Origin of the sequence: Amycolatopsis sp. SID8362 (assembly GCF_010550475.1) — a bacterium.
Classification (GTDB): domain Bacteria; phylum Actinomycetota; class Actinomycetes; order Mycobacteriales; family Pseudonocardiaceae; genus Amycolatopsis; species Amycolatopsis eburnea.
In genome coordinates this window covers 1-19157 of record NZ_JAAGNB010000096.1, presented here as the reverse complement: position 1 = coordinate 19157, position 19157 = coordinate 1, and the positions used below count along the sequence as shown (strand labels likewise).

Annotated in this window: 21 protein-coding genes; 9 read left to right on the top strand and 12 right to left on the bottom strand. The window is 70.9% G+C overall.

Annotation, left to right across the window (positions count from 1 at the left end):
* Nucleotides 1–900: IS110 family transposase (locus tag G3I65_RS03320; protein WP_160694611.1), on the top strand; the 900-nt coding region annotated here is incomplete at its 5' end.
* Nucleotides 901–1341: 441 nt separating this feature from the next.
* Here G3I65_RS03320 and G3I65_RS03315 read toward each other — a convergent pair.
* The 7 genes from G3I65_RS03315 to G3I65_RS03285 are packed head-to-tail and all read right to left on the bottom strand — an operon-like array spanning nt 1342 to nt 9572.
* Entirely contained in the window at nt 1342–3291 is a 1950-nt protein-coding gene (locus G3I65_RS03315) for an acetoacetate--CoA ligase (RefSeq protein ID WP_160694609.1), read from the bottom strand.
* Nucleotides 3288–4115, bottom strand: a complete 828-nt coding sequence (locus tag G3I65_RS03310; protein ID WP_160694607.1) for an SMP-30/gluconolactonase/LRE family protein — start codon at nt 4113–4115, stop codon at nt 3288–3290. Before G3I65_RS03310 ends, G3I65_RS03315 begins: the two co-directional genes overlap by 4 nt.
* Complete coding sequence (locus tag G3I65_RS03305) at nt 4112–5578, bottom strand: bifunctional 3-(3-hydroxy-phenyl)propionate/3-hydroxycinnamic acid hydroxylase (RefSeq protein WP_160694605.1); 1467 nt, start codon at nt 5576–5578, stop codon at nt 4112–4114. The genes G3I65_RS03310 and G3I65_RS03305 overlap by 4 nt, the downstream gene beginning before the upstream one ends.
* An 11-nt stretch (nt 5579–5589) precedes the next feature.
* Nucleotides 5590–6834 (bottom strand): MFS transporter, encoded by a 1245-nt coding sequence (locus G3I65_RS03300; protein WP_309235235.1) that lies wholly within the window; start codon nt 6832–6834, stop codon nt 5590–5592.
* A gap of 26 nt (nt 6835–6860) precedes the next feature.
* Nucleotides 6861–7820, bottom strand: a complete 960-nt coding sequence (locus tag G3I65_RS03295) for an amidohydrolase family protein (protein WP_160694603.1) — start codon at nt 7818–7820, stop codon at nt 6861–6863.
* A 5-nt stretch (nt 7821–7825) separates the two neighbouring features.
* Nucleotides 7826–8752: a VOC family protein gene (locus G3I65_RS03290; protein WP_160694601.1), complete on the bottom strand. Its 927-nt coding sequence runs from the start codon at nt 8750–8752 to the stop codon at nt 7826–7828.
* A 13-nt stretch (nt 8753–8765) separates the two neighbouring features.
* Nucleotides 8766–9572 carry a fumarylacetoacetate hydrolase family protein gene (locus tag G3I65_RS03285; RefSeq protein ID WP_239070367.1) on the bottom strand — a complete coding sequence of 269 codons (807 nt, stop codon included), beginning with the start codon at nt 9570–9572 and terminating at the stop codon, nt 8766–8768.
* A 137-nt stretch (nt 9573–9709) separates the two neighbouring features.
* Here G3I65_RS03285 and G3I65_RS03280 point away from each other — a divergent pair, with 137 nt between their 5' ends.
* The gene (locus tag G3I65_RS03280; RefSeq protein ID WP_160694597.1) at nt 9710–10375 is read left to right on the top strand and encodes a GntR family transcriptional regulator; all 666 of its coding nucleotides are present in this window, start codon (nt 9710–9712) and stop codon (nt 10373–10375) included.
* A 9-nt stretch (nt 10376–10384) separates the two neighbouring features.
* Here G3I65_RS03280 and G3I65_RS03275 read toward each other — a convergent pair whose 3' ends face one another.
* Together G3I65_RS03275 and G3I65_RS03270 are read right to left on the bottom strand one after the other, a co-directional pair.
* A complete protein-coding gene (locus G3I65_RS03275) occupies nt 10385–11119 on the bottom strand; it encodes an SDR family NAD(P)-dependent oxidoreductase (protein WP_166639601.1) in 735 nt (244 codons plus the stop codon).
* 5 nt (nt 11120–11124) lie between these two features.
* Nucleotides 11125–11394: a hypothetical protein gene (locus G3I65_RS03270; protein ID WP_309235234.1), complete on the bottom strand. Its 270-nt coding sequence runs from the start codon at nt 11392–11394 to the stop codon at nt 11125–11127.
* Nucleotides 11395–11512: 118 nt separating this feature from the next.
* Here G3I65_RS03270 and G3I65_RS03265 point away from each other — a divergent pair, with 118 nt between their 5' ends.
* Nucleotides 11513–12370, top strand: coding sequence for a LysR family transcriptional regulator (locus G3I65_RS03265; RefSeq protein ID WP_160694591.1), 858 nt, complete (start codon nt 11513–11515; stop codon nt 12368–12370).
* 331 nt (nt 12371–12701) lie between these two features.
* Here G3I65_RS03265 and G3I65_RS03260 read toward each other — a convergent pair whose 3' ends face one another.
* The gene (locus tag G3I65_RS03260) at nt 12702–13238 is read right to left on the bottom strand and encodes a GNAT family N-acetyltransferase (protein ID WP_203612264.1); all 537 of its coding nucleotides are present in this window, start codon (nt 13236–13238) and stop codon (nt 12702–12704) included.
* Between the two features lie 9 nt (nt 13239–13247).
* On the opposite strand from G3I65_RS03260, the gene G3I65_RS56335 reads away from it, so the two are divergent.
* Complete coding sequence (locus G3I65_RS56335) at nt 13248–13445, top strand: TIGR03769 domain-containing protein (protein ID WP_203612263.1); 198 nt, start codon at nt 13248–13250, stop codon at nt 13443–13445.
* A gap of 24 nt (nt 13446–13469) precedes the next feature.
* Nucleotides 13470–13640, top strand: a complete 171-nt coding sequence (locus G3I65_RS03250) for a hypothetical protein (RefSeq protein WP_163046634.1) — start codon at nt 13470–13472, stop codon at nt 13638–13640.
* 579 nt (nt 13641–14219) lie between these two features.
* On the opposite strand, the gene G3I65_RS03240 is transcribed toward G3I65_RS03250, so the two are convergent.
* Nucleotides 14220–14438 (bottom strand): hypothetical protein, encoded by a 219-nt coding sequence (locus tag G3I65_RS03240; RefSeq protein ID WP_160694585.1) that lies wholly within the window; start codon nt 14436–14438, stop codon nt 14220–14222.
* 160 nt (nt 14439–14598) lie between these two features.
* On the opposite strand from G3I65_RS03240, the gene G3I65_RS03235 reads away from it, so the two are divergent.
* The 3 genes from G3I65_RS03235 to G3I65_RS03225 are packed head-to-tail and all read left to right on the top strand — an operon-like array spanning nt 14599 to nt 17464.
* Nucleotides 14599–15783, top strand: coding sequence for a low temperature requirement protein A (locus tag G3I65_RS03235; protein ID WP_239070359.1), 1185 nt, complete (start codon nt 14599–14601; stop codon nt 15781–15783).
* The gene (locus G3I65_RS03230; protein WP_160694583.1) at nt 15780–16727 is read left to right on the top strand and encodes an alpha/beta hydrolase; all 948 of its coding nucleotides are present in this window, start codon (nt 15780–15782) and stop codon (nt 16725–16727) included. Before G3I65_RS03235 ends, G3I65_RS03230 begins: the two co-directional genes overlap by 4 nt.
* A 26-nt stretch (nt 16728–16753) precedes the next feature.
* Entirely contained in the window at nt 16754–17464 is a 711-nt protein-coding gene (locus tag G3I65_RS03225) for an alpha/beta fold hydrolase (protein WP_160694581.1), read from the top strand.
* Between the two features lie 52 nt (nt 17465–17516).
* Here G3I65_RS03225 and G3I65_RS03220 read toward each other — a convergent pair whose 3' ends face one another.
* Nucleotides 17517–18152, bottom strand: coding sequence for a sigma-70 family RNA polymerase sigma factor (locus G3I65_RS03220; protein WP_160694579.1), 636 nt, complete (start codon nt 18150–18152; stop codon nt 17517–17519).
* Nucleotides 18153–18375: 223 nt separating this feature from the next.
* Between G3I65_RS03220 and G3I65_RS03215 the strand changes: the two genes are divergently transcribed.
* On the top strand, nt 18376–19157 hold a 782-nt coding region (locus G3I65_RS03215), incomplete at its 3' end, for an AAA family ATPase (protein ID WP_160694577.1).

Below are 19157 nucleotides of genomic sequence, written 5' to 3'. Positions count from 1 at the left end.
ACCGACGCCCGGGACGCGTTCGTCATCGCCGACGCCGCCCGCTCCCTGCCCCACACCCTGCGACCCGTTGATGTCGGCGACGACGCGTTGGCCGAGTTGGAGGTGCTGGTCGGGTTCGACGACGACCTGGCCGGCGAAGCCACCCGGATCAGCAACCGCATCCGCGGCTTGCTCACCGGCATCCACCCGGCGCTGGAACGGGCCATCGGCCCCAAGATCGCCCACCCGGCGGTGCTGGAGATCCTGTCCCGCTGCGGCGGCCCGGCCGGGATCGCCAAAGCCGGCCGCCGCAAGCTCACGGCGATCGCCAAGGCTCACGCGCCCCGCATCGGCGACAAGCTGGTCGAGGCGATCATGACCGCCCTGGGCGAGCAGACCGTCACCGTCCCGGGCACCGCCGCCGCGGACACGGTCTTGCCGCGGCTGGCCGACAGCCTCAAAACGGTTCTCCAGCAACGGAAGCAAGTTGCTGAGCAGGTCGAGGGGATACTCGATGCGCACCCTCTTGCCGGGGTCCTGACCTCGATGCCCGGCATCGGCGTCAGGACCGCAGCCCGCATCCTCCTCGAAGTCGGCGACGCCTCCAACTTCAAGACCTCCGGGCACCTGGCGGCCTACGCCGGGATCGCCCCCGTGACCCGCAGCTCCGGAACATCGATCAAGGGCGAGCACCCGGCCCGGACCGGCAACCGCCAGCTCAAACGCGCGTTCTTCCTCGCCGCCTTCGCCTCGTTGTCCGACCCGACCAGCCGGACCTACTACGACAGGAAGAGGGCCGAGGGCAAGAAGCACAACGCCGCGCTGATCTGCCTGGCCCGCCGCCGCTGCGACGTCCTCTACGCGATGCTCCGCAACGGCACCCACTACCGACACCCCGAACCCGCCCCCGCCGCGGCTTGACAACCACATAGGGACACCCCCCCGGTGATACCGGACAGGCAGCGACTGGCTCGGGAACGAGCCGAAGCTGCGAGCCGGCGGGCACGACGAAGACTCAGCGCTCGTCGGCGGATTCGCAGAATCGGCCGACGAGCGCCGCGACCTCACCGACCATTTCGCCGGCCGCGCGAAGATCCTCACCCCGCCCGACCCCAGCATCGCCGTCGTTGCCGGCGTCGCGTCGCAGCCGTCGAGAGTGCGCCAACGCCGCGCCCGGCCGCACGATCTCGGCGACATCGCCGCGGGTGAACCGGTAGTATGCCGACCAGACCGTCCCTTTGGGACTCGACGGAGCCCAAAACTCGCGCGTCTCGGCGAGCGGCGTCGCTTACCTGACGGCCGAGACGGTAGCGCGCGGCGGTTCGGTCGAGGTGTTCGCCGGAAGCCGACGCGAAGGTAGGCTCACCCACGGAGTCGAGCACGGTGCGCGGCACCGACTTCGGCGTACCAGCCGACCAGGCCAGGATCGTCGATGCTGCCCGGGTCGGCCACCGAGGCCGGGTCGTCGCCGCGGAGCAGACGTTTGACCGGCACCTCCAGTTTCTTCCCCGTGCGGGTGTGCGGGATACCGGGCGCCGCGATGATCTCGTCGGGCACGTGGCGCGGGGAAGCGCTTCGGCGGATCGCCTCGACGATGCGCTCGCGTAGGACGCCGTCGAGATCGGCTCCGTCCACTGTGGTCACGAACAGCGGCATCCAGTAACTCCCGTCGCTCTGTTCGACGCCGACGACGAGCGCCTCGGCCACCTCGTCCAGTTCCTCGACCGGCCCGTAGATGTCGCTGCTGCCCATGCGCACGCCGTGGCGGTTCAGGGTCGCGTCGGACCTGCCGTGGATGAGCACCGAGCCGTGGTCGGTGATGGTGATCCAGTCGCCGTGGCGCCACACCCCGGGGAAGGTGTCGAAGTAGGCGTCGCGGTAGCGGGTGCCGTCGGGGTCGTCCCAGAACCGCACCGGCATGGACGGCATCGGGCGCCGCACGACCAGTTCGCCGACCGCGTCGCGCACCGGCTGCCCGTCGGGGCCCAGCGATTCGAGGTCCACTCCGAGGCAGGGTGCCGACAGCTCGCCGGCCCACACCGGTGTGGTGGGCGCCGAGCCGGCGAAGGCGGTGGCCACGTCGGTCCCGCCGCTGCTGGACGCCACCTGCACCCGCTGCCCCAGCTCGCCGGCGACCCAGCGGTGCAGGTCGGCCGGAAAGGGCGCCCCGGTGACACCGAGCCGCGCCAGCGCTCCCAGCTCGTGGTCCCGGAGGCGGACACCGGCTTTCCGGCACGAGGCCAGGTACCCGGGGCTGGTTCCCAGCACCGTGACGCGCAGGCGGGCGGCCAGCTGCCACAAGGCGTCCGGGCGGCCGTAAGCCGGGCTGCCGTCGTAACACACGGCCGTCGCCCCGACCAGGAGAGCGCCGACGAGCGAGTTCCACATCATCCAGCTGGGCGTCGTGTACCAGAGGATGCGGTCTCCCGGACGCAGGTCCAGGTGCAGCGCGGACTGCTTCCGCTGCTCGAGAACGACACCGTGGCCGTGCACGATCCCCTTGGGACGCCCCGTGGTTCCCGACGAGAACAACACCCACAGCGGATGCTCGACGGGGACCGGCACGGGTGCCAGTCCGGTGTCCAGGCCGGTGATCGCCGGCCACGGGATCGTGCCGGGCACGGGGTCGCCGACGATGACCGTGGCGGCCAGGGTCGGCAACGCCGCCCGCAAGGCCGCGACGTCGTCGCCGCGATCGATGACCCGGCCGCCGTGCACGGACCGGGTCGCGGCGATCAGCACCGCCGGCTCCAGCTGGGCGAACCGCGCCTGCGCGGCGGAACCCACGTAGTCCATGCCGCACACCGCCCACGTCGCACCGAGACTGGCGGTGGCGAGGAACGCGACCACCGCCTCCACCGAGTTCGGCAGGTAGCCCACGACCCGGTCGCCGGGCCGCACGCCCAGTCCGGTCAGCGCCACCGCGACCGAGGCGACCTGGCGGCGCAGCTCGCCCCAGGAGACCTCGTCCGGAGCGCCGGTTTCGGCCACCGCGATCACCGCGAGGTCGTCGTCGTCGCGGCCGCGGAACACTTCGGCCGCGTAGTTGAGCGTGCTACCCGGGAACCACACGCTGCCCGGCATCGCTTCGGCCGCCAGCGCGGGCGCCGCGGCCGGACGTTCGGGAAGCTCGAAGTAGTCCCACAACGCCGACCAGAAGGCGTCGATGTCGCGCACCGACCACTCCCACAGCTCGCGGTATTCGCCCGTCAGGTCGCGGCCCGCGCGTGCCGACGCGTACCGCGCGAAATCGGTGATCCGCGCGTTTTCGACGTCGTCCGGCGATGGGACCCACAACGGTTGCCCGGTCACCGCACCTCCTCGAGGTCGGCGACCGCGACGGTGGCCTGGACGGCTTTGGCCGCCAGCGCTTCGAACAGCGGCCGTCCTCCGGTGTCGGCGAGGGTGACGAACAGCCTGTTCCCGTCGTCGCCACAGCACGCGATGGGGAACGCGGCACCGGTGCCGATCGCGGTGATCAGCTTGTTCTCCCGGACCAATGCGACCGCGTGCCCGGTGGTGGTCGCCACCCACACCCCGCACGGGGTCGGCCAGATCCCGTCCGGGCGGGCGTCGTTGCCGACGAGACCGGCGATGTCAGCGTAGAGCCGACGGTCGCGCAGGGTCCCGTCCGCATCGATCGTGAAGGCCGTCAGCCGCTGCGCGCCGGTTTCGGCGACGAGCAGGGTGCGGCCGTCGTCGACCAAGGCGAGGCCGTTGGGGAACTCGACGTCCTCGGCGGCAACGGCCGCCGAGCCGTCGGTGGCGATCCGCAGCAGGCGACCCGGCCGCGGTGGCTCACCGGGGGCGAATCCGACGTCGTCGACGTAGAGGTTCCCGTGCCGGTCACCGACGAGGTCCCCGAGCGGGCCGGTGGCCAGTCCGCTGAGGTCCGCGTAGGCGGCGAACCGTTCTCCGGTCCAGACTCCGATGCGCTTCTCGTGCATCATGGCCGCGGCGAGCCTGCCGTCGGGCAGAAACCACAACCCGTTCGACGGGGACTCCAGCTCCGTGGCGGTCCAGCGCCCGCCGTGATCGGTCCACAGCTTGCTGCCCTGGGTGTCGGACAGCCACAACGCGCCGTCGTGCCAGCGTGGTCCCTCGCCCCAGCTCATTCCGGCGGCGTACGGCTTCATGAACGCACCTTCCGGCTCAGCAGGACGCGCGCCAGTTCCTTCGTCGCCGTCTCCAGCTCCGTCGGGTCGGCGGCGAGGGCGAAGGCGTAGCGGTCCGGGCGGATGATCGCCGCGGTCGCCGAGTTTTCCGCCAGCCAAGCGTCGACCGCCGGCCCGGTCTCGGCCACGGTCACGACGCCGAGCCGTTGCCACAGGTCGGCGGTGTCGGCCGACACAGCGTGCCGCCCGACGACGGCGAACCGGTAGCCGGTGACGTCGTCGAGCCTCGCGCCGTCGGCGGCACGCGGCTGCGGGCTCAGCCCGGCCGGTCGCCCGGCCAGTCCGGTGCCCAGCGGTGGCCGCAGCGGCTCGACGGTCTGGGGCTCCGCCGGTTCCGGGCGGTTGTCGCCGATGCCGAAGGACTCGATCAGGTTGGCCTGCCGTGCCGATTCCACTATGTACGGTCGGACGTGCGGGGAGCGTTCGGTTTCGTAGGTGTCGAGCAGACTGTCGGCGCTCGTGCCTTGGACGACGGCCGCGAGCTTCCAAGCCAGGTTCGCCGCGTCGCGGAATCCGGAGCACATGCCCTGGCCGAGCATCGGCGGCATCTCGTGCGCGGCGTCCCCGGCGAGGAGCAGCCTGCCCGAGCGCCAGCCGTGCACGAGCCGGGCGTGCCATTCGTAGGTGTCGGTGCGCATGATGCGGTAGCTGCCCGGTTCGATCCAGCGGCCGAGCGCGTCGTACACGGCCTGCGGACGTTCGAGCTCGGCGGCGTCGTCGCCGTCGAGCAGCATGAACTCGAAGCGCAGCATCGGCGGGAAGATCGGCACGTACGTGACCGGGCGCCGGCCTTCGCACAGGATGAAGCCGGTCGTCGCGGGCAGTTCCGCGGGATGCCGGAACGGGTGGATGTCGACGATGAGGGACCGCTGGGTGCCCCGCAGGTCCTCGACCTCGGCGCCCATCAGCTGCCGGACGAAGGAATTCGCTCCGTCGCAGCCCACGACGTACGCCGCTTTCAGTGCGGTCACGCGGTTCGTTCCGCGCTCGGTCATCGTGACGGTCACCGCGTCGGTGTCCTGGTCGAGCGCGGTGACCGCCCAGCCGAACCAGAGGTCGACGTTCTCTTCGCTCGCGAGCAGGCCGCGCAGGCGCGATTCGAAGTCGGGCTGGTGGAACTGGTAGTCGGTGCGCCAGCCCTGACCGGATTCGTCGGCGGGATGGGCGAAGGCGAGGAACGGCGCACCGTCCGGACGGTGCAGGGTCCACCCGGTCTGGCGCAGGAACTGCCGTTCCATGTCGGCCGCGCCCAAGGTCTGCAGGAGGCGCATGGTTTCGTCGTCGAGGTGGGTCGCCCGGGGATGCTGGCAGACGATCCGGTTCGGGTCGACGGCGGCGACCCGGAGCCCCTTCAGGCTGAGCAGTCGCGCGAGAGCCAGTCCCACCGGTCCGCAGCCGACGACGGCGACGTCATAGGTGTGCATGGTGATCCCTTTCATCGGGTCGGCTCGGCCGACGGCAGGCCGGGGCGGTCCTGGGTGTTCCGCAGCGGGCTCTTCGCCCGGTTGGCGATCGCGAGGAGTGCGCCGAGCAACGCCGGGAGCGCGAAGAGGACGAAGTTCCACCGCGGCGCGAAACCGGCGGCGAGGATCCAGCCGCCGAGGGTCGGGCCGGCGATGGCGCCGATCCGGCCAACGCCCAGCGCGACACCGATCGCGCTGGCGCGGGCGTGCACCGGGTAGACGCGGGAGAGGTAGACGTTGATGAGCCCTTGGACACCGAGCACGCCGGCGCCACCGATCAGCACGGTCGCGTAGAGGATCACCTGCGGCGTCCGGACGCTCAGCGCGACGATCGCGAGCCCGGCGACCAGGAAACTCGCGATGACCGGGCCCTTCGACCCGACGCGGTCGGCGACCACGGCCATCCCGAGCCCCCCGACGGTCGCGCCGAGGTTGAGCAGCATGAGGAAGGTCAGCGACGAACCCAGCGGGTACCGCGCCGCCTGCATCAGCTGCGGCAACCAGGTGTTCATGCCGAAGATCAGCAGGAACGAGCAGATCACCATGCCGCAGAACAGGATCGTCGTGCCCAGGTACGGCGGGCGCAGCACGAGGCGCATCCCGCTGTCCCGGGCCGGGGTCGCGGTCTTCCCCTGGTAAGCCGGTGACTCGGGCAGCCAGAGCAGGGTCACCGGAACCAGCACCACCGCCGCGATCCCGCCGATCAGGTACTCCAGCCGGAAGTTCCCGGCCAGGACCGTGTTCGCCACCACCGCGGCCAGCGAGCCGCCCACGGTGTTGCCGCACAGCACGATCGCCGAGGTGAGGTTCTTCCGCTTCGCCGGGGCGAGTTCGAAGACCAGTGGAGCCAAGGCGGGGAAGATCGCGCCGACGCCCAGTCCGACGACGAACCGTCCCGCGCCGAAGATCTCCGGGTTGGCGGCGACGCCGGAGGCGAACATGCCCAGCGCGACGAGCACGATGCTGACGAGTGTCGTGCCGCGGCGGCCGTAGCGATCGGTGAACTGGCCGACCAGCAGCGCGCCGATCAGCATCCCGACCGGGGTGAGACTGCCCAGCATCCCCAGTGCGGACAGGGAAAGGTGCCAGGGCTGGTGGTGGAGCAACAGCGAGGTGGTCGCGCCGAAGGCGACGAGGTCGTAGCCTTCCAGCGTCATGATGGCCAGCCCGATCCCGACCGCTTTCCACGGCAGGCCGGGTGGTTGTGGTGTGCTCACGTTCGGACTCCTTTGTCCCTGGAAGGTCAGCGCGGCAGGTGCAGCACCCGTTCGGCGTTGCCGTGGCTGATCTTCGCCCGGTCGGCGTCGCTGATCGGTGCGTGTTCGAGGAAGCGCACGGCTTCGGCGGTGTCTTCGAACGGGTAGTCGACGGCGAACAGGATGGCGTCGGCGCCGATGGCGAGGACCGCGCCGGCGAGGGCGGCCGGTGCGCACACGCCGCTCGTGGTGATCAGGATGTTGCGGCCGAAGTACTCCGACGGCTTCCGCGTGAGTGGGCGCTTTTCCTGCGGGGCGTAGCGGGAGTCGAGCCGGGCCAGCTGGAACGGCAGGAACTCGCCCATGTGGCCGAGGATCAGCGTGGCGCGGGGATGCCGGTCGAAAACCCCGCCGAAGACGATCCGGAGTGCGTGCCCGCTCGTTTCGGCGCCCCAGCTCCACAACGGGCCCCGTAGCTCGGGACGGCCCGCGAGCACCCGCCACGGCTCGGCCGGGGGCGCGCCCGGGTGGAGGTAGAGCGGCACGTCCAGGTCTTCGAGCGCGGCCCACACCGGGGCATAGCGCGGATCGTCGAGGTAGGTGCCGCCGGTGTGGTCGTTGACCAGAGCCCCGCTGAGCCCGAGTGTGCCGACGGCGCGGTGCAGTTCGGCAACGGCGGCCTCGGGATCCTGCAGTGGCAGCGCGGCCAGGCCGCGGAACCGGTCCGGGTGCGCGGCGATCACGTCGGCCAGGTGGTCGTTGGCCAGCCGGGCGTCCGCCACGGCCTGCCGCGCGTCGGTCAAGCCCTGGATGCCTGGGGCGGTCAGCGACAGCACCTGCACGTCGATGCCGTGTTCGTCCATGTCGGGCAGCCGGAAGGTGGTGAAGTCGGCCAGGCGCTTCGCCCAGTCCTCGATCCAGTGGGCGGCGGTTTCCGTTCTCGGAACGGGGAACCCGGCCTGCAGTTCGGGGATGGCGAAGGCCTCTTCCATCGCGATGAGACGCATGGCACTCAGCTTCCTTCCGCGTGCGCACCGGTCATGTGCGCGGCGAGGTCTTCGGGGTTGAGGAACGACGGTGGGGGCGGCGGCCCCCACTCGTAGAGCGCGTGGAGACCCTCGAACGAGCCCGGGGTCCAGAGCTGGTCGTCGACGATGGCGTCCATGTCGGAGTAGTACTCGGAGAAGTTTCCCGCCGGATCCTTGAGGTACCAGAAGAAGTTCGACCCGATGTGGTGGCGGCCCAAACCCCACACGTGGCGTTCCGGGTGCTCGGCGAGCATGCCCATGGCGCCGCGGCCGACCTCGTCCACATCGGACACCTGCCAGGAGGTGTGGTGCAGGAAGGTGATCGGCGCCCGCTGCACCAGCAGGTTGTGGTGATCGGTGGAACACCGCAGGAACGCGGCCCGGCCGGGCACGACGTCGCTGACCTTGAACCCGATCCCGTCGGTGAAGAACCGCTGGGTCGCTTCCTGGTCGACCGTCCCGATCACGGCGTGCCCCAGCGCCAGCGGCCGCACCGGGCCCGTCCGGGACAGCGCCGGTGCCCGCCGGTCGGCCCGGTCCAGCCGGCCGGGACCGTTGTACGGCGTCGCCGGCACCGGGGTCCGGACCAGCCGGGACTCGACGGTCGCCTCGACCACGATGTCCGCGACCGGCTCCCGCGTCCGCAGGCCGGCCGCGTCCCACTGCGCCGGCACGTCCAGCCGCTTCAGGTTCGCGGCGATGCGCCCGAGGTCGTCGGCGTCGTCGACGGCGACCGTCAAGCCCAGCAGGCGGCGGACCCGCGAAGGTTCGAGAACGAACTGCTCGCCGCCCTCGACCGTGGCGAACCGGCCGGGCGCGACCTGTTCCAGTCCGAAGTCGACGTAGTACTCGGCGGTCCTGGCGACGTCGGGGACGCCGACGGTCAGCGACTTCAACCTGTGCAAAGCCATGGAACCGCTCCTCTCACGCGGCGACGCAGCTCTGGCGGAGCTGCCCGATGCCCTCGACGCGGGTGATCACTTCGTCGCCGGGGCGCAGGTACCGCCGCGGGGTGCGCGCGTGCCCCACGCCCGGCGGCGTGCCGGTGAAGATCAGGTCGCCGGGCAGCAGCGGGCACACCGCCGACAGGCGGGCGATCAGCTCGGCGACGCCGAAGACCATCGACGACGTCCGCGACTTCTGCACGCTTTCGCCGTTGACCAGGCACTCGATCGCGAGGTCGTCGGGGTCGGCGAACTCGTCGGCGGTCACCAGCACCGGCCCGGTGGGCGCGAAACCGGGGAACGACTTGCCCAGCGAGAACTGCGGAACCGGGCCAGCGGACTGCACGACCCGCTCGGAGAAGTCCTGTCCCACGGTCAACCCCGCCACGTGCCGCCAGGCGTCCTCGGCCGCGGCCCGCTCGGCACGCCGGCCGATCACCACCACCAGCTCGGCTTCCCAGTCGACGAACTCACTGGGCAGCCGCAGCCGGGTTTCCGGTCCGGTGAGCGAGCCGAGGAACTTGGTGAACGTGGCCGGCGACTCCGGCAGCCCGAGCCCGGATTCCTCGGCGTGCTCCCGGTAGTTCAACCCGATCGCGAACACCTGCCGCGGCGCCGGCGAAGGGCTTCCGGCGGGCCCCGCGGGCCCGGCCGGCCCGTCGTGGATCGCCCGCGCCCAGTCCGCGAACTCGTCCCAGCGCTCGAAGGCGGCGAGCGGATCGGCGGGGAACCGTCCCGCGCTCGCCCGCTCGACATCGATCACCCTGTCGTCTGCCACCAGGCACATCCGGCCCGACCGCGTCGTCGTTTTCATGTCCGTCCCTCGTCTGTCGAGTACTTCCGGCAGTGAACGCCGCAGATCTCGACAAGTCAAGAAAATCTCGAGATTTTTTCCAGTCTGCGTGATCCGGTAGGATCCGCGACATGACTTCCGCCCGGAGCACCACCCGCGTCGAGGACGTCTACCTGCGCCTGCGCGCGGACATCCTCAACGGCCGCCACGAACCCGGCTCCCGGCTCCGCGTCGAGGCGCTCAAGGAGGAGTACGGCGCGAGCAGCGGCGTCCTGCGCGAGGCACTCCCCCGGCTCGTCGGCCAGGGACTCGCCACTTTCGCGCCACAGCAGGGATTCCGGGTCGTCGAGGTCTCTCCCACCACCCTGCGGGACCTGACCGGCGCGCGCGTGGTCATCGAGACGCACGTGGTCCGCGAAGCGCTCACGCACGGCACGATCGAATGGGAGTCAGACCTCCTCGCCGCACACCACAACCTCGCGCGCACGCCGTTCGCCGACGAGAACGGCGCGATCAACGAGCGATGGCTGAGCGCGCACGCCCGGTTCCACCAAGCCCTCCTCGAGGGGTGCCCGAACCAGCACCTGCGACAGGTGGCGACCCAGCTCCGGGAATCCGCGGAGGTGTACCGGTGCTGGGCCCGCCGTCCGACGGAACACAGCGACCGGGACACCGCCGCGGAGCACCGGATCATCTGCGAACGGGCGCTGGACCGCGACGTCGACGGAACCGTCGAAGCGCTGCGGAACCACATCGAGCTCACCACCGAACTGCTGCTCGACGGGCGCGCCGGCTGACCCGCGCGCTCAGGCCCGGCGGCCGCCGTCGACCGACAGCGCGATCCCGGTGACGAACGACGCGGCGTCCGAGCACAGCCACACGGCTGCCGCGGCGGCTTCCTCCGGCGTGGCCAGCCTGCCGAGCGGGGTGATCGCCTCCTGCACCGCGATGATGTCGGTGCCCGCCGCCCACTTCTCGAACCCCGGGGTGCGGGTCGGGCCCGGGCACACCGCGTTGACGCGGATGCCGCGCGGGGCGTAGTCGACCGCGGCGACCTTCGTGAGCCCGACGACGCCATGCTTCGCGGCCACGTAAGCGGGCGCGTTCGGGATGGCGGCCAAGCCGCCGTTGGAGGCGACGTTGACGATCGCTCCGCCACGCTCCAGCACGGGCAGCTCGTGCTTCAGGCACAGGAAGGTCCCCGCCAGGTTGACGCGTACCACTCGCTCGAACTCGTCCAGGGTCGTCCGGTCGAGCAGCCCGCGCGAGGACATGCCGGCGTTGTTCACCGCGAAGTCGAGGCCGCCGTAGGCCGCGACCGTGCGCTCGACGGCCGCCCGCACGGATTCTTCGTCCGCGATGTCGACGGTGGCGGCCACCGCGCGCCCGCCGGCCTTCTCGATCACGGCGGCGGTCTCGGCGGCGGCGTCCTCGTCGATGTCGAGCACGGCGACCGAGGCACCTTGCCGGGCGAACTCGACCGCCGCCGCGCGGCCGATCCCGCTGCCCGCGCCGGTGACCAGTCCCCGCTTGCCGGCCATGGCGCTCACGACAGCGGCTCGTGGTTCGCCCAGGCGACCCGGTACGGATACCGCGACTGCCAGCGGTCGATCACCTGGTGCAGGCCGGGCGCGGCGAACGCCTTCGCCAGCGTCTCGGCGTCGGCCACGGCGACCTGCACGATCGCGGTGGCGATCAGCGCCGGGATGGCCTCCTCGCCGGGGATCGGAACGTGCCGCCGGACCGCGACCGACTGCGCGAGACCGGTGTCGAGCATCGCCCGTTCGATATCCGCGAGGTACTGATCGAGTTCCACGTCGGGGAGGGGTTGGTCGAACGAAACAAGCATCGTATGCGTGATCATGCCTCGATTCTTCGCCCGTCATGCCACCGGCGTCCAAGACCGATTGGACATTCGGCGATAACCTGGGGGCATGGTTGAACTGGAGACCCGGGAGCTCGAGTACTTCATCGCGGTGGCTGACGAACTGCACTTCGGCCGGGCGGCCGTCCGGCTGTCGATCGCCCAGCCCGCGTTGTCGAAGGCGATCCGGCGGATCGAGGGACGGCTCGGTGTCCCGCTGTTCGTCCGCTCCAGCCGGCAGGTGTCGCTCACCCCGGCCGGGGAGGCGTTGCGGGAACACGGCAGGCACGCGCTCAACGCGGTCAGCGCCGCGGTCCGGAACGCCCGCCGCGCCGACGACACCCAGGCCGACCTGCGGCTCGTGCTCAAGCCCGGCGGCGACGGCGGTCTGCTGTCCGGGATCCTGGCCGGCTACGCCCACCAGCCGGGCGCCCGCCGGGTCGACATCCTGTTCAGCGGCCCCGCCGACCGCACCGACTTCCTGCGCGACGGCCGGGCGGACGTCGGCCTGCTCTACGCACCGTTCGACGATCTCGACGGCTTGGCCCACGAGACGCTGCACACCGAGCGCCGCGTAGCCATCGTCCCACCCGGACACCGGCTCGCCGGCCAGGATTCGGTACGCATGTCCGATCTGGAAGGCGAGTCGCTGCCGCGCTGGAAGGGCGTGCCCGGCGGCGACGGAACCGGCCCCGAGGTCGCCGACGTGGTCCAGCTGGTCGACATGATCAAGGTGGGCCGGATGATCGGCGTACTACCCCGCTCACTGATCGAACCGATGCAGGTCGGCGTGGTGTGCGTCCCGGTGATCGACGCACCACCCAGCCGTCTCGTGCTCGCCTGGAACGAGCACGACCGCCGGCCACTGGTCGCGTCGTTCGTGGCCGCCGCGCTGGAGGCCAAGCCGCGCGAGGCCGACATGGCGTAATCCGCGCTTGTTCGTGCTCCGACGTGCGCCGGGCTGGGCCGTTCATGGTGTTTCTCGCCTGTGTAAGACCGGAGAGTCCAGGTCAGGACTCCGGAAGAGCTCAGCGAGAAGCTTTCCCGCCGCGGCAGCTGCTGCTCGGCCGCGCGCTGCCTTCGACGTCCGATCTGCCGTCCGGCTGCTTCGACGAAGCGGTGCGGGCTACGGAGGTAGCCCACGCAATCCCCGGCGCTCGCCTCGCAGCCGCAGTGCCAGTAGTCGGCGTCGGACGTATCCGAACAACGGCTGTCATGTCGCGCCGATCTGCGTGCGATCGGCAGGCCGGTCGGTGCGATCAACTTTGGTCGCGCTCACGTCGGTCCACATCGACGTGGAGGAACGTGAACGTGCGACCGGTGTTCGGTGCTCGACGAAGTTCCTTCGTCCAACTGTTGCCGACCACATCGGTTGCCACCTCCCGCCAAAAGCGCGCCGCCGGTTCGTTCTCCTCCACGAAGGCGATAGCCCATCGTCCACGACGCGACCGCAGCAGGTCGGTGGCGGCCGCCAGCCCGACACCCCGCTGCCGCAGAGCACGGACGACGAAGAAGGAGTGGATGAAACTGCTCCCACCGTCGAAGGGCCGGACCAAGCAGAAGCCCGCGAGCTGTTCGCCAGAGTGGATCAGATAGGCGTGGTGGTCGGTGTCGGTGAAGAACCGTGACAGCCGCGGGAAGTCGAACTGCCCATCCGGCCCGGGTAAGTCTCCCGTGAATCGCGACAATTCGTGCCGTTCCAGCTGGCCCAGCCGTTCGACCACCAAGCGGGTGCTGATGTCGGCCGGCCGGAGGGTGACGCTGCCGCACCGACGCGCGCTGTCGTTGTTCTGCATGGTTCGACGTTGTCAGCTCGAAACGATCACTGCCACCGACTTCCCGGACACACCAAACCGCTGGCGGCCGGGGCGCACACGCACGCCAACCGGGCGTTCAGCGCCGCCGGCACGTACACGGTGACCTTCCGCGTCAGCGGCACGCTGGCGGCCACCGGGGCGACCGTCTCGACGGACGCGACGTACACGTTCAAGGTCCTGCCCTGAGCCACGGCCGGGCGCGCTGCCTCGGTGTTCGCGCGCCCGGCTGCCGTGCGCGCCGCGGTGAAGTGCCGCAGCAGCGGTGTGGTCCCTGCCGGGTTGAGCAGCATGGCCTGGTCGAGCGTGGTGTGCTCCGGGGGCGAACAGGGCGTGGACGAGTTCGACGGCGTCGAGCAGGAACACTATCCGGCAGCCGGCTGAACGGCACTTCCGTCCGTGAGCAGCCGAGTGGCGGCGAACTCGGCGTACAAGGGATCACCGGCCACGAGCTGATCGTGCGTGCCGGTCGCACGGATTCCTCGTCGGTGACTTCCGGACGGCCGTAGACGAGGTTGTCGCGTAGGGTCCCGGACAACAGCGGGGCATCCTGCTCGACGTACCCGATCGAGGCGCGCAAAGCGGCCAGGTCCCACTCCGCGAGGTCGGCACCGTCCAGCCGGATCCGCCGCGCCGGAGACCTCCGGCAGCTGATCTTCGGGAAGTGTGATCTCCAGTGTCGCACGGTCGCCGCGGGCGTCAATCCGGATGGTCAGCTGGGTGACCTCGAACAGCGTCCGAAGCAGGTCCTCCGCCGCCGTCGCCAGATTCAGTGCCAGGTACGGCAGCGCGTCGATCAGCCCCACGTCGGCGGGGCTCCTCGCTGCTTGACCAACCAGTAGCCGACGGCGCGAGCGCGCGACGAGCACCTGAAGATCTACCTTCAGCCAGGCTTCCGGAGCGCGGCGCCAGAGTGATCGACAACGACGCAAGTGAGAGGATGGGAGAAATCGTGGGGCCCGCTCACCGATGTCCTCTTTCCCCATCTTCGACAGCTTCGACCGCGCCGAGGAGACCGCGCAGGTTGACCTCGTAGCGCTCGGCGTCGGTCGGGTCGAACTGCCATTCGCTGACCGGTGTCCGGGCGGCGTCCTCGAAGTGGCTCGACTCGGCGATGTCCAGCTCCGCCTCCACTTCGATCTCAAGCCCGTGCAGAAACTCGGTGTTGTCCGGTTCGCTCATGTTTCCTCCCCGCGTGGATCAGCCCGGTCGCCAGATGAGACAAGGCAGCCCGCCGCGTTGTGACACGCGTGGCGAAATCTGCGTGCCGGTCACGAACGCGGGCGCTGCGCGGTCCTAGCTCGCGTCCGACCGAGTGGGATGGAGCGAGCCCGTGTCGCCGATGAGCACCAGGATCCGGATCCGCGTCCGGATGAGCGCGCGCCCGATCGACGAGCCGCATCGCGCGGCGAGCCAGCTGGAGCTGCTGTTCGACCTCGTCTTCGTGGTCGCCGTCGCGGCCGCCACCGCTCAGCTCGCTCATCGCATCGCCGACGGCCACGCGCTGACCGGCCTGGCCGGGTTCCTCCAGGTGTTCTTCGCGATCTGGTGGGCGTGGATGAACTTCACGTGGTTCGCGTCGTCCTACGACACCGACGACGTGGCCTACCGGCTGCTGACCATGCTGCAGATGGCCGGTGTGCTCGTGCTCGCCGCCGGGGTGCCCGCGACGGCCGTCGGCGACTACCGCGCCGTCGCGGCGGGCTACCTCGTCATGCGGATCGGGCTCGTCGCGCAGTGGGTGCGGGCCGGTGTCGAGGATCCGGCGCGCAGGCGGACCGCGTTCCGATACGCCACGGGCATCTCCGTCCTGCAGGCCGGCTGGCTGGGGTGGCTCGTCGTCGCCGAGACGGGTGTCGTGGCGCCGGTGTTCTTCCTCGCGCTGGTCGCCGCGGAACTCGCGGTGCCGCGCTGGGCGGAGCGGACGCGAGCCACCACCTGGCACCCGCACCACATCGCCGAGCGCTACGGGTTGTTCACGATCATCCTGCTCGGCGAAAGCGTCCTGGCCGCGATCACCGGTGTCCGAGGAGCGTTGGCGGCGGACGGGATCAGTGCTTCGTTCATCACCATCGCGGTCTCCGGCCTCGTGTTGCTCTTCGCCCTTTGGTGGCTGTACTTCCTGGAACCGGCCGGGGACGGGCTGCGTGATCGCCGCGAGGGGTCCTACCTGTGGGGTTACGGCCACTACGGCATCTTCGCCGCGCTCGCGGCGCTCGGCGCGGGCCTGGAGGTCGCGGTCGAGAACACCGGGCACCGCCTGCCCGCCTCGCCGCTCGTGATCAGCTACGCCGTCGCGGCCTCGGTGGGCGTGTTTCTCGTGCTGCTGTGGCTGGTCCACGTGCCCATCGCGGCGAGAACCGTCCTGCGTCCCGGCGCGAGCCTGGGCTGCGCCACCGTCGTGTTCCTGCTCCCGCTCGCCGCGCCGTGGACCGGCGTGGCCGTCGTGGTCGCGGGTATCGCAGCGGCCTGCACCCTGCTGGTCGCCTGCACCATCACCCTGGAAAGAAAAGGAAATCCGGCATGACCGAACACATCCTCGAACCGGCCGCGCAGGACTTCGCGGACGCGACGGCGAAGCCACCATTCCTGTACGAACTCGGCCCCGAAGGCGGGCGAAAGGTCTTCGACGACCTGCAGGCCGCACCAGCCGGCCTGCTGCCGGTCGACGAGAAGTGGATCACGGTGCCGGCCGCGGTAGGCAACGTGCGCGTGCGCATCGTCAAACCGTCCGGCGTGGACGGTCCCCTGCCCGTGGTCCTCTACGTTCACGGCGGTGGCTGGGTCTTCGGCAACGCGGGCACACACGACCGGCTGGTGCGGGAACTGGCCGTCGGCGCCGAAGCCGCGGTCGTGTTCGTCGAGTATTCGCCGTCGCCCGAGGCGCGGTACCCCGTCGCGATCGAACAGGTCTACGCGACCGCGCGGTGGATCACGACCGACGGTGCCGCCGAGGGACTGGACGCGTCCCGCCTCGCGATCGCCGGTGACTCGGTCGGCGGCAACATGTCCGCCGTCGTCGCGATCCTCGCCAAGCGGCGCGGCGACGTGACGTTCCGGCACCAGTCGCTGTACTACCCGGTCACCGACGCCGGCCAGGACACCGGCAGCTACCGCGAGTTCGCCGACGGGCCGCACCTCACCGCCAAGGCCATGGCCTGGTACTGGGACGCCTACCTGCCCGACGTGTCCCAGCGCGCCGACGTCACCGCGTCCCCGCTGCGCGCGGAACCGGAGGACCTCGCCGGACTGCCGGAGGCCTTCGTCGTCGTCGACGAGAACGACGTGCTGCGCGACGAGGGCGAAGCCTACGCACGCAAGCTCGTCGCGGCCGGCGTGCGCACGACCTCCGTCCGCTACAACGGCACCCTCCACGACTTCATGATGCTCAACCCGCTCCGCGGCACCGCGGCCGCAACCGGCGCGGTCGAGCAAGCGTGCCGCGAGCTGCGGAAAGCACTCCACGTCTAGGAAACCGACACAGAAGGAGAAGAAACATGACCGAAAAGAAGCCGACCGTCGTCCTGGTGCACGGTGCGTTCGCGGAGTCCGCGAGCTGGCACGGGGTCGTCGAACGACTGCTGGCAAGACAGGTGAACGTCGTCGCGGCGGCGAACCCGTTGCGCAGCCTTACGAGCGACGCCGCATACGTCCGTGACATCGTCGCGAACATCGATGGACCGGTCGTGCTGGCCGGGCATTCCTACGGCGGCATGGTGATCACCGAGGCGGCGGCCGGCAACCCGGCCGTCACCGGGCTCGTCTACGTGTGCGCGTTCGCCCCCGAGCACGGGGAAAGCGCGCTGCAGCTGTCGGCGAAGTTCCCGGGCAGCACCCTCGGCGAGACACTCACCGCCTACCCGGCCGCCACCGGCGGCAACGAGTTCGCGATCCGGCCGGACGCGTTCCACCACCAGTTCGCCGCCGACGTCCCGGCCGCCGAGGCGGCGGTGATGGCGGCGACGCAGCGCCCGGTCACCGAGGCGGCGCTCACCGAGGGCCTGCCGACGACAACCCCGGCGTGGCGGTCGATCCCGTCCTGGTTCGTGTTCGGCGACCAGGACCTCAACATCCCCGTCGCCCTCCACCGGTACCTGGCGGAACGCGCCGGCGCCAAGGGCTTCCGTGAGGTGAAGGGCGGGTCGCACGCTCTCAGCGTGTCGGACCCGGCCGCGGTCACGGCCGCGATCCTCGACGCGATGAACTGAGCGGTCTGCCGCGGCTGGTCGTGAGTGAGAAACAGTGTTCTGACACTGTTTCTCACTCACGACCCCCGGGCGGAGCGACGTCGTCGACGAGGACACGCTCGAGGTCGGCCACCTCACCGACCCGAGCCGCATCGAGGAAGGCCGTCAGCAGGCGATCAAGCTCTGCGGGCCGGGCGGGTTCGTGCCGCTGCCCGGCCAGGTGCGTGCGGGCTCGCCGGGCCAGTTGCCGCGCGTTGGCGTCGCTGATCGCCAGCATCTCCGCGATCTCGCGGAACGGGTAGTCGAACGCCTCCCGCAGCACGAAGACCGCGCGTTCCCGCGGCGACAGCCGCTCCAGCAGCAGCCGGACGGCGTGGGCCACGTCGTCCGACCGTTCGGCCATCGTCGTCGGGTCGTGCGCCGTCGAGGCCTGCTCCGGCAGGCGACCGTCGACCGGCACCTCGCGGCGGACGCGAGCCGAGCCGACGATGTTGAGCGCGACCCTCGTCGTGACCTTCACGAGGAACGCCGCCCGGTCGCGCACCCCGTCCCGGTCCGTGCCTTGCCAGCGGATCCAGACGTCCTGGACGACGTCTTCGGCGTCGGCGGCCCGGCCGAGCATCCGGTAGGCGATCCCGAACAGGCGCGGGCGGACGTCCTGGAAGCCGGCCACTTCTTCGAGTGTGGCGGTGGCGTCGGACCTGGGCATCGGGGCTCCTCCGGTTCGCGGTGGCCGGCTGACCCGACAACCGTCGCGCGATCCGGGGCCTAGCCGCGCCAGGGGAAGGCACGGGTGCCTCCCTGGCCAGGACCCCGGGGATCCCGGGCCCGGGGATCCCGGGCCCGGGTCCGACGTCCGCCGCGCAGCCCGTGCATGATGGTGTCGCCCGCCATTGACGGAGCCGGGCTCCCTCAACTCCGCGGTGGTGCCGATGTCGACCGACGAACCCGGGCGCAGGCTGCTGGGCAGGCGCGGCGAGTGCGCCGTGCTGGACCGGTTGACGGCGGACGCGCGGTCCGGCCGGAGCCAGGTGCTGGTCCTGCGCGGCGAGGCGGGGATCGGCAAGTCCGCACTGGTGGAGTACCTGGTCGAGAGCGCGGCCGGCTGCCGGATCGCGCGGGCCGTCGGCGTCGAGTCCCAGATGGAGCTGGCGTTCGCCGGAGTGCACCAGCTGTGCGGGCCGATGATGCCGCATCTCGATCAGCTGCCTGGTCCGCAGCGTGACGCGCTGGCGGTCGCGTTCGGGCTGACCTCGGGCAGCACCCCGGACCGGTTCATGGTCGGGCTGGCTGTGCTCAGCCTGCTCGCCGCGGCAGCGGAGGAGCAACCCCTGGTCTGCGTCGTGGACGACGCCCAGTGGCTGGACCGGGTGTCCGCGCAGACGCTGGCGTTCGTCGCGCGCAGGTTGCTCGCGGAGCCGGTGGTGCTGGTGTTCGCGGTCCGCGGGCAGGCGCCTGGGGCGGACGACCCGCTGAAAGGGCTGCCGGAGCTCAAGGTCGGGGGGCTGCGTGACGGTGACGCGCGGGCGCTGCTCGATTCGGCGGCGCCCGGGCGGCTCGACGAGCGCGTCCGGGACCGGATCGTCGCCGAGACCCGCGGCAACCCGTTGGCGTTGCTGGAGCTGCCGCGGGGACTGACGGCGGCGGAGCTGGCGGGCGGGTTCGCGCGTCCCGACGCGCGGCCGCTGGCGGGTCAGATCGAGCAGAGCTTCCT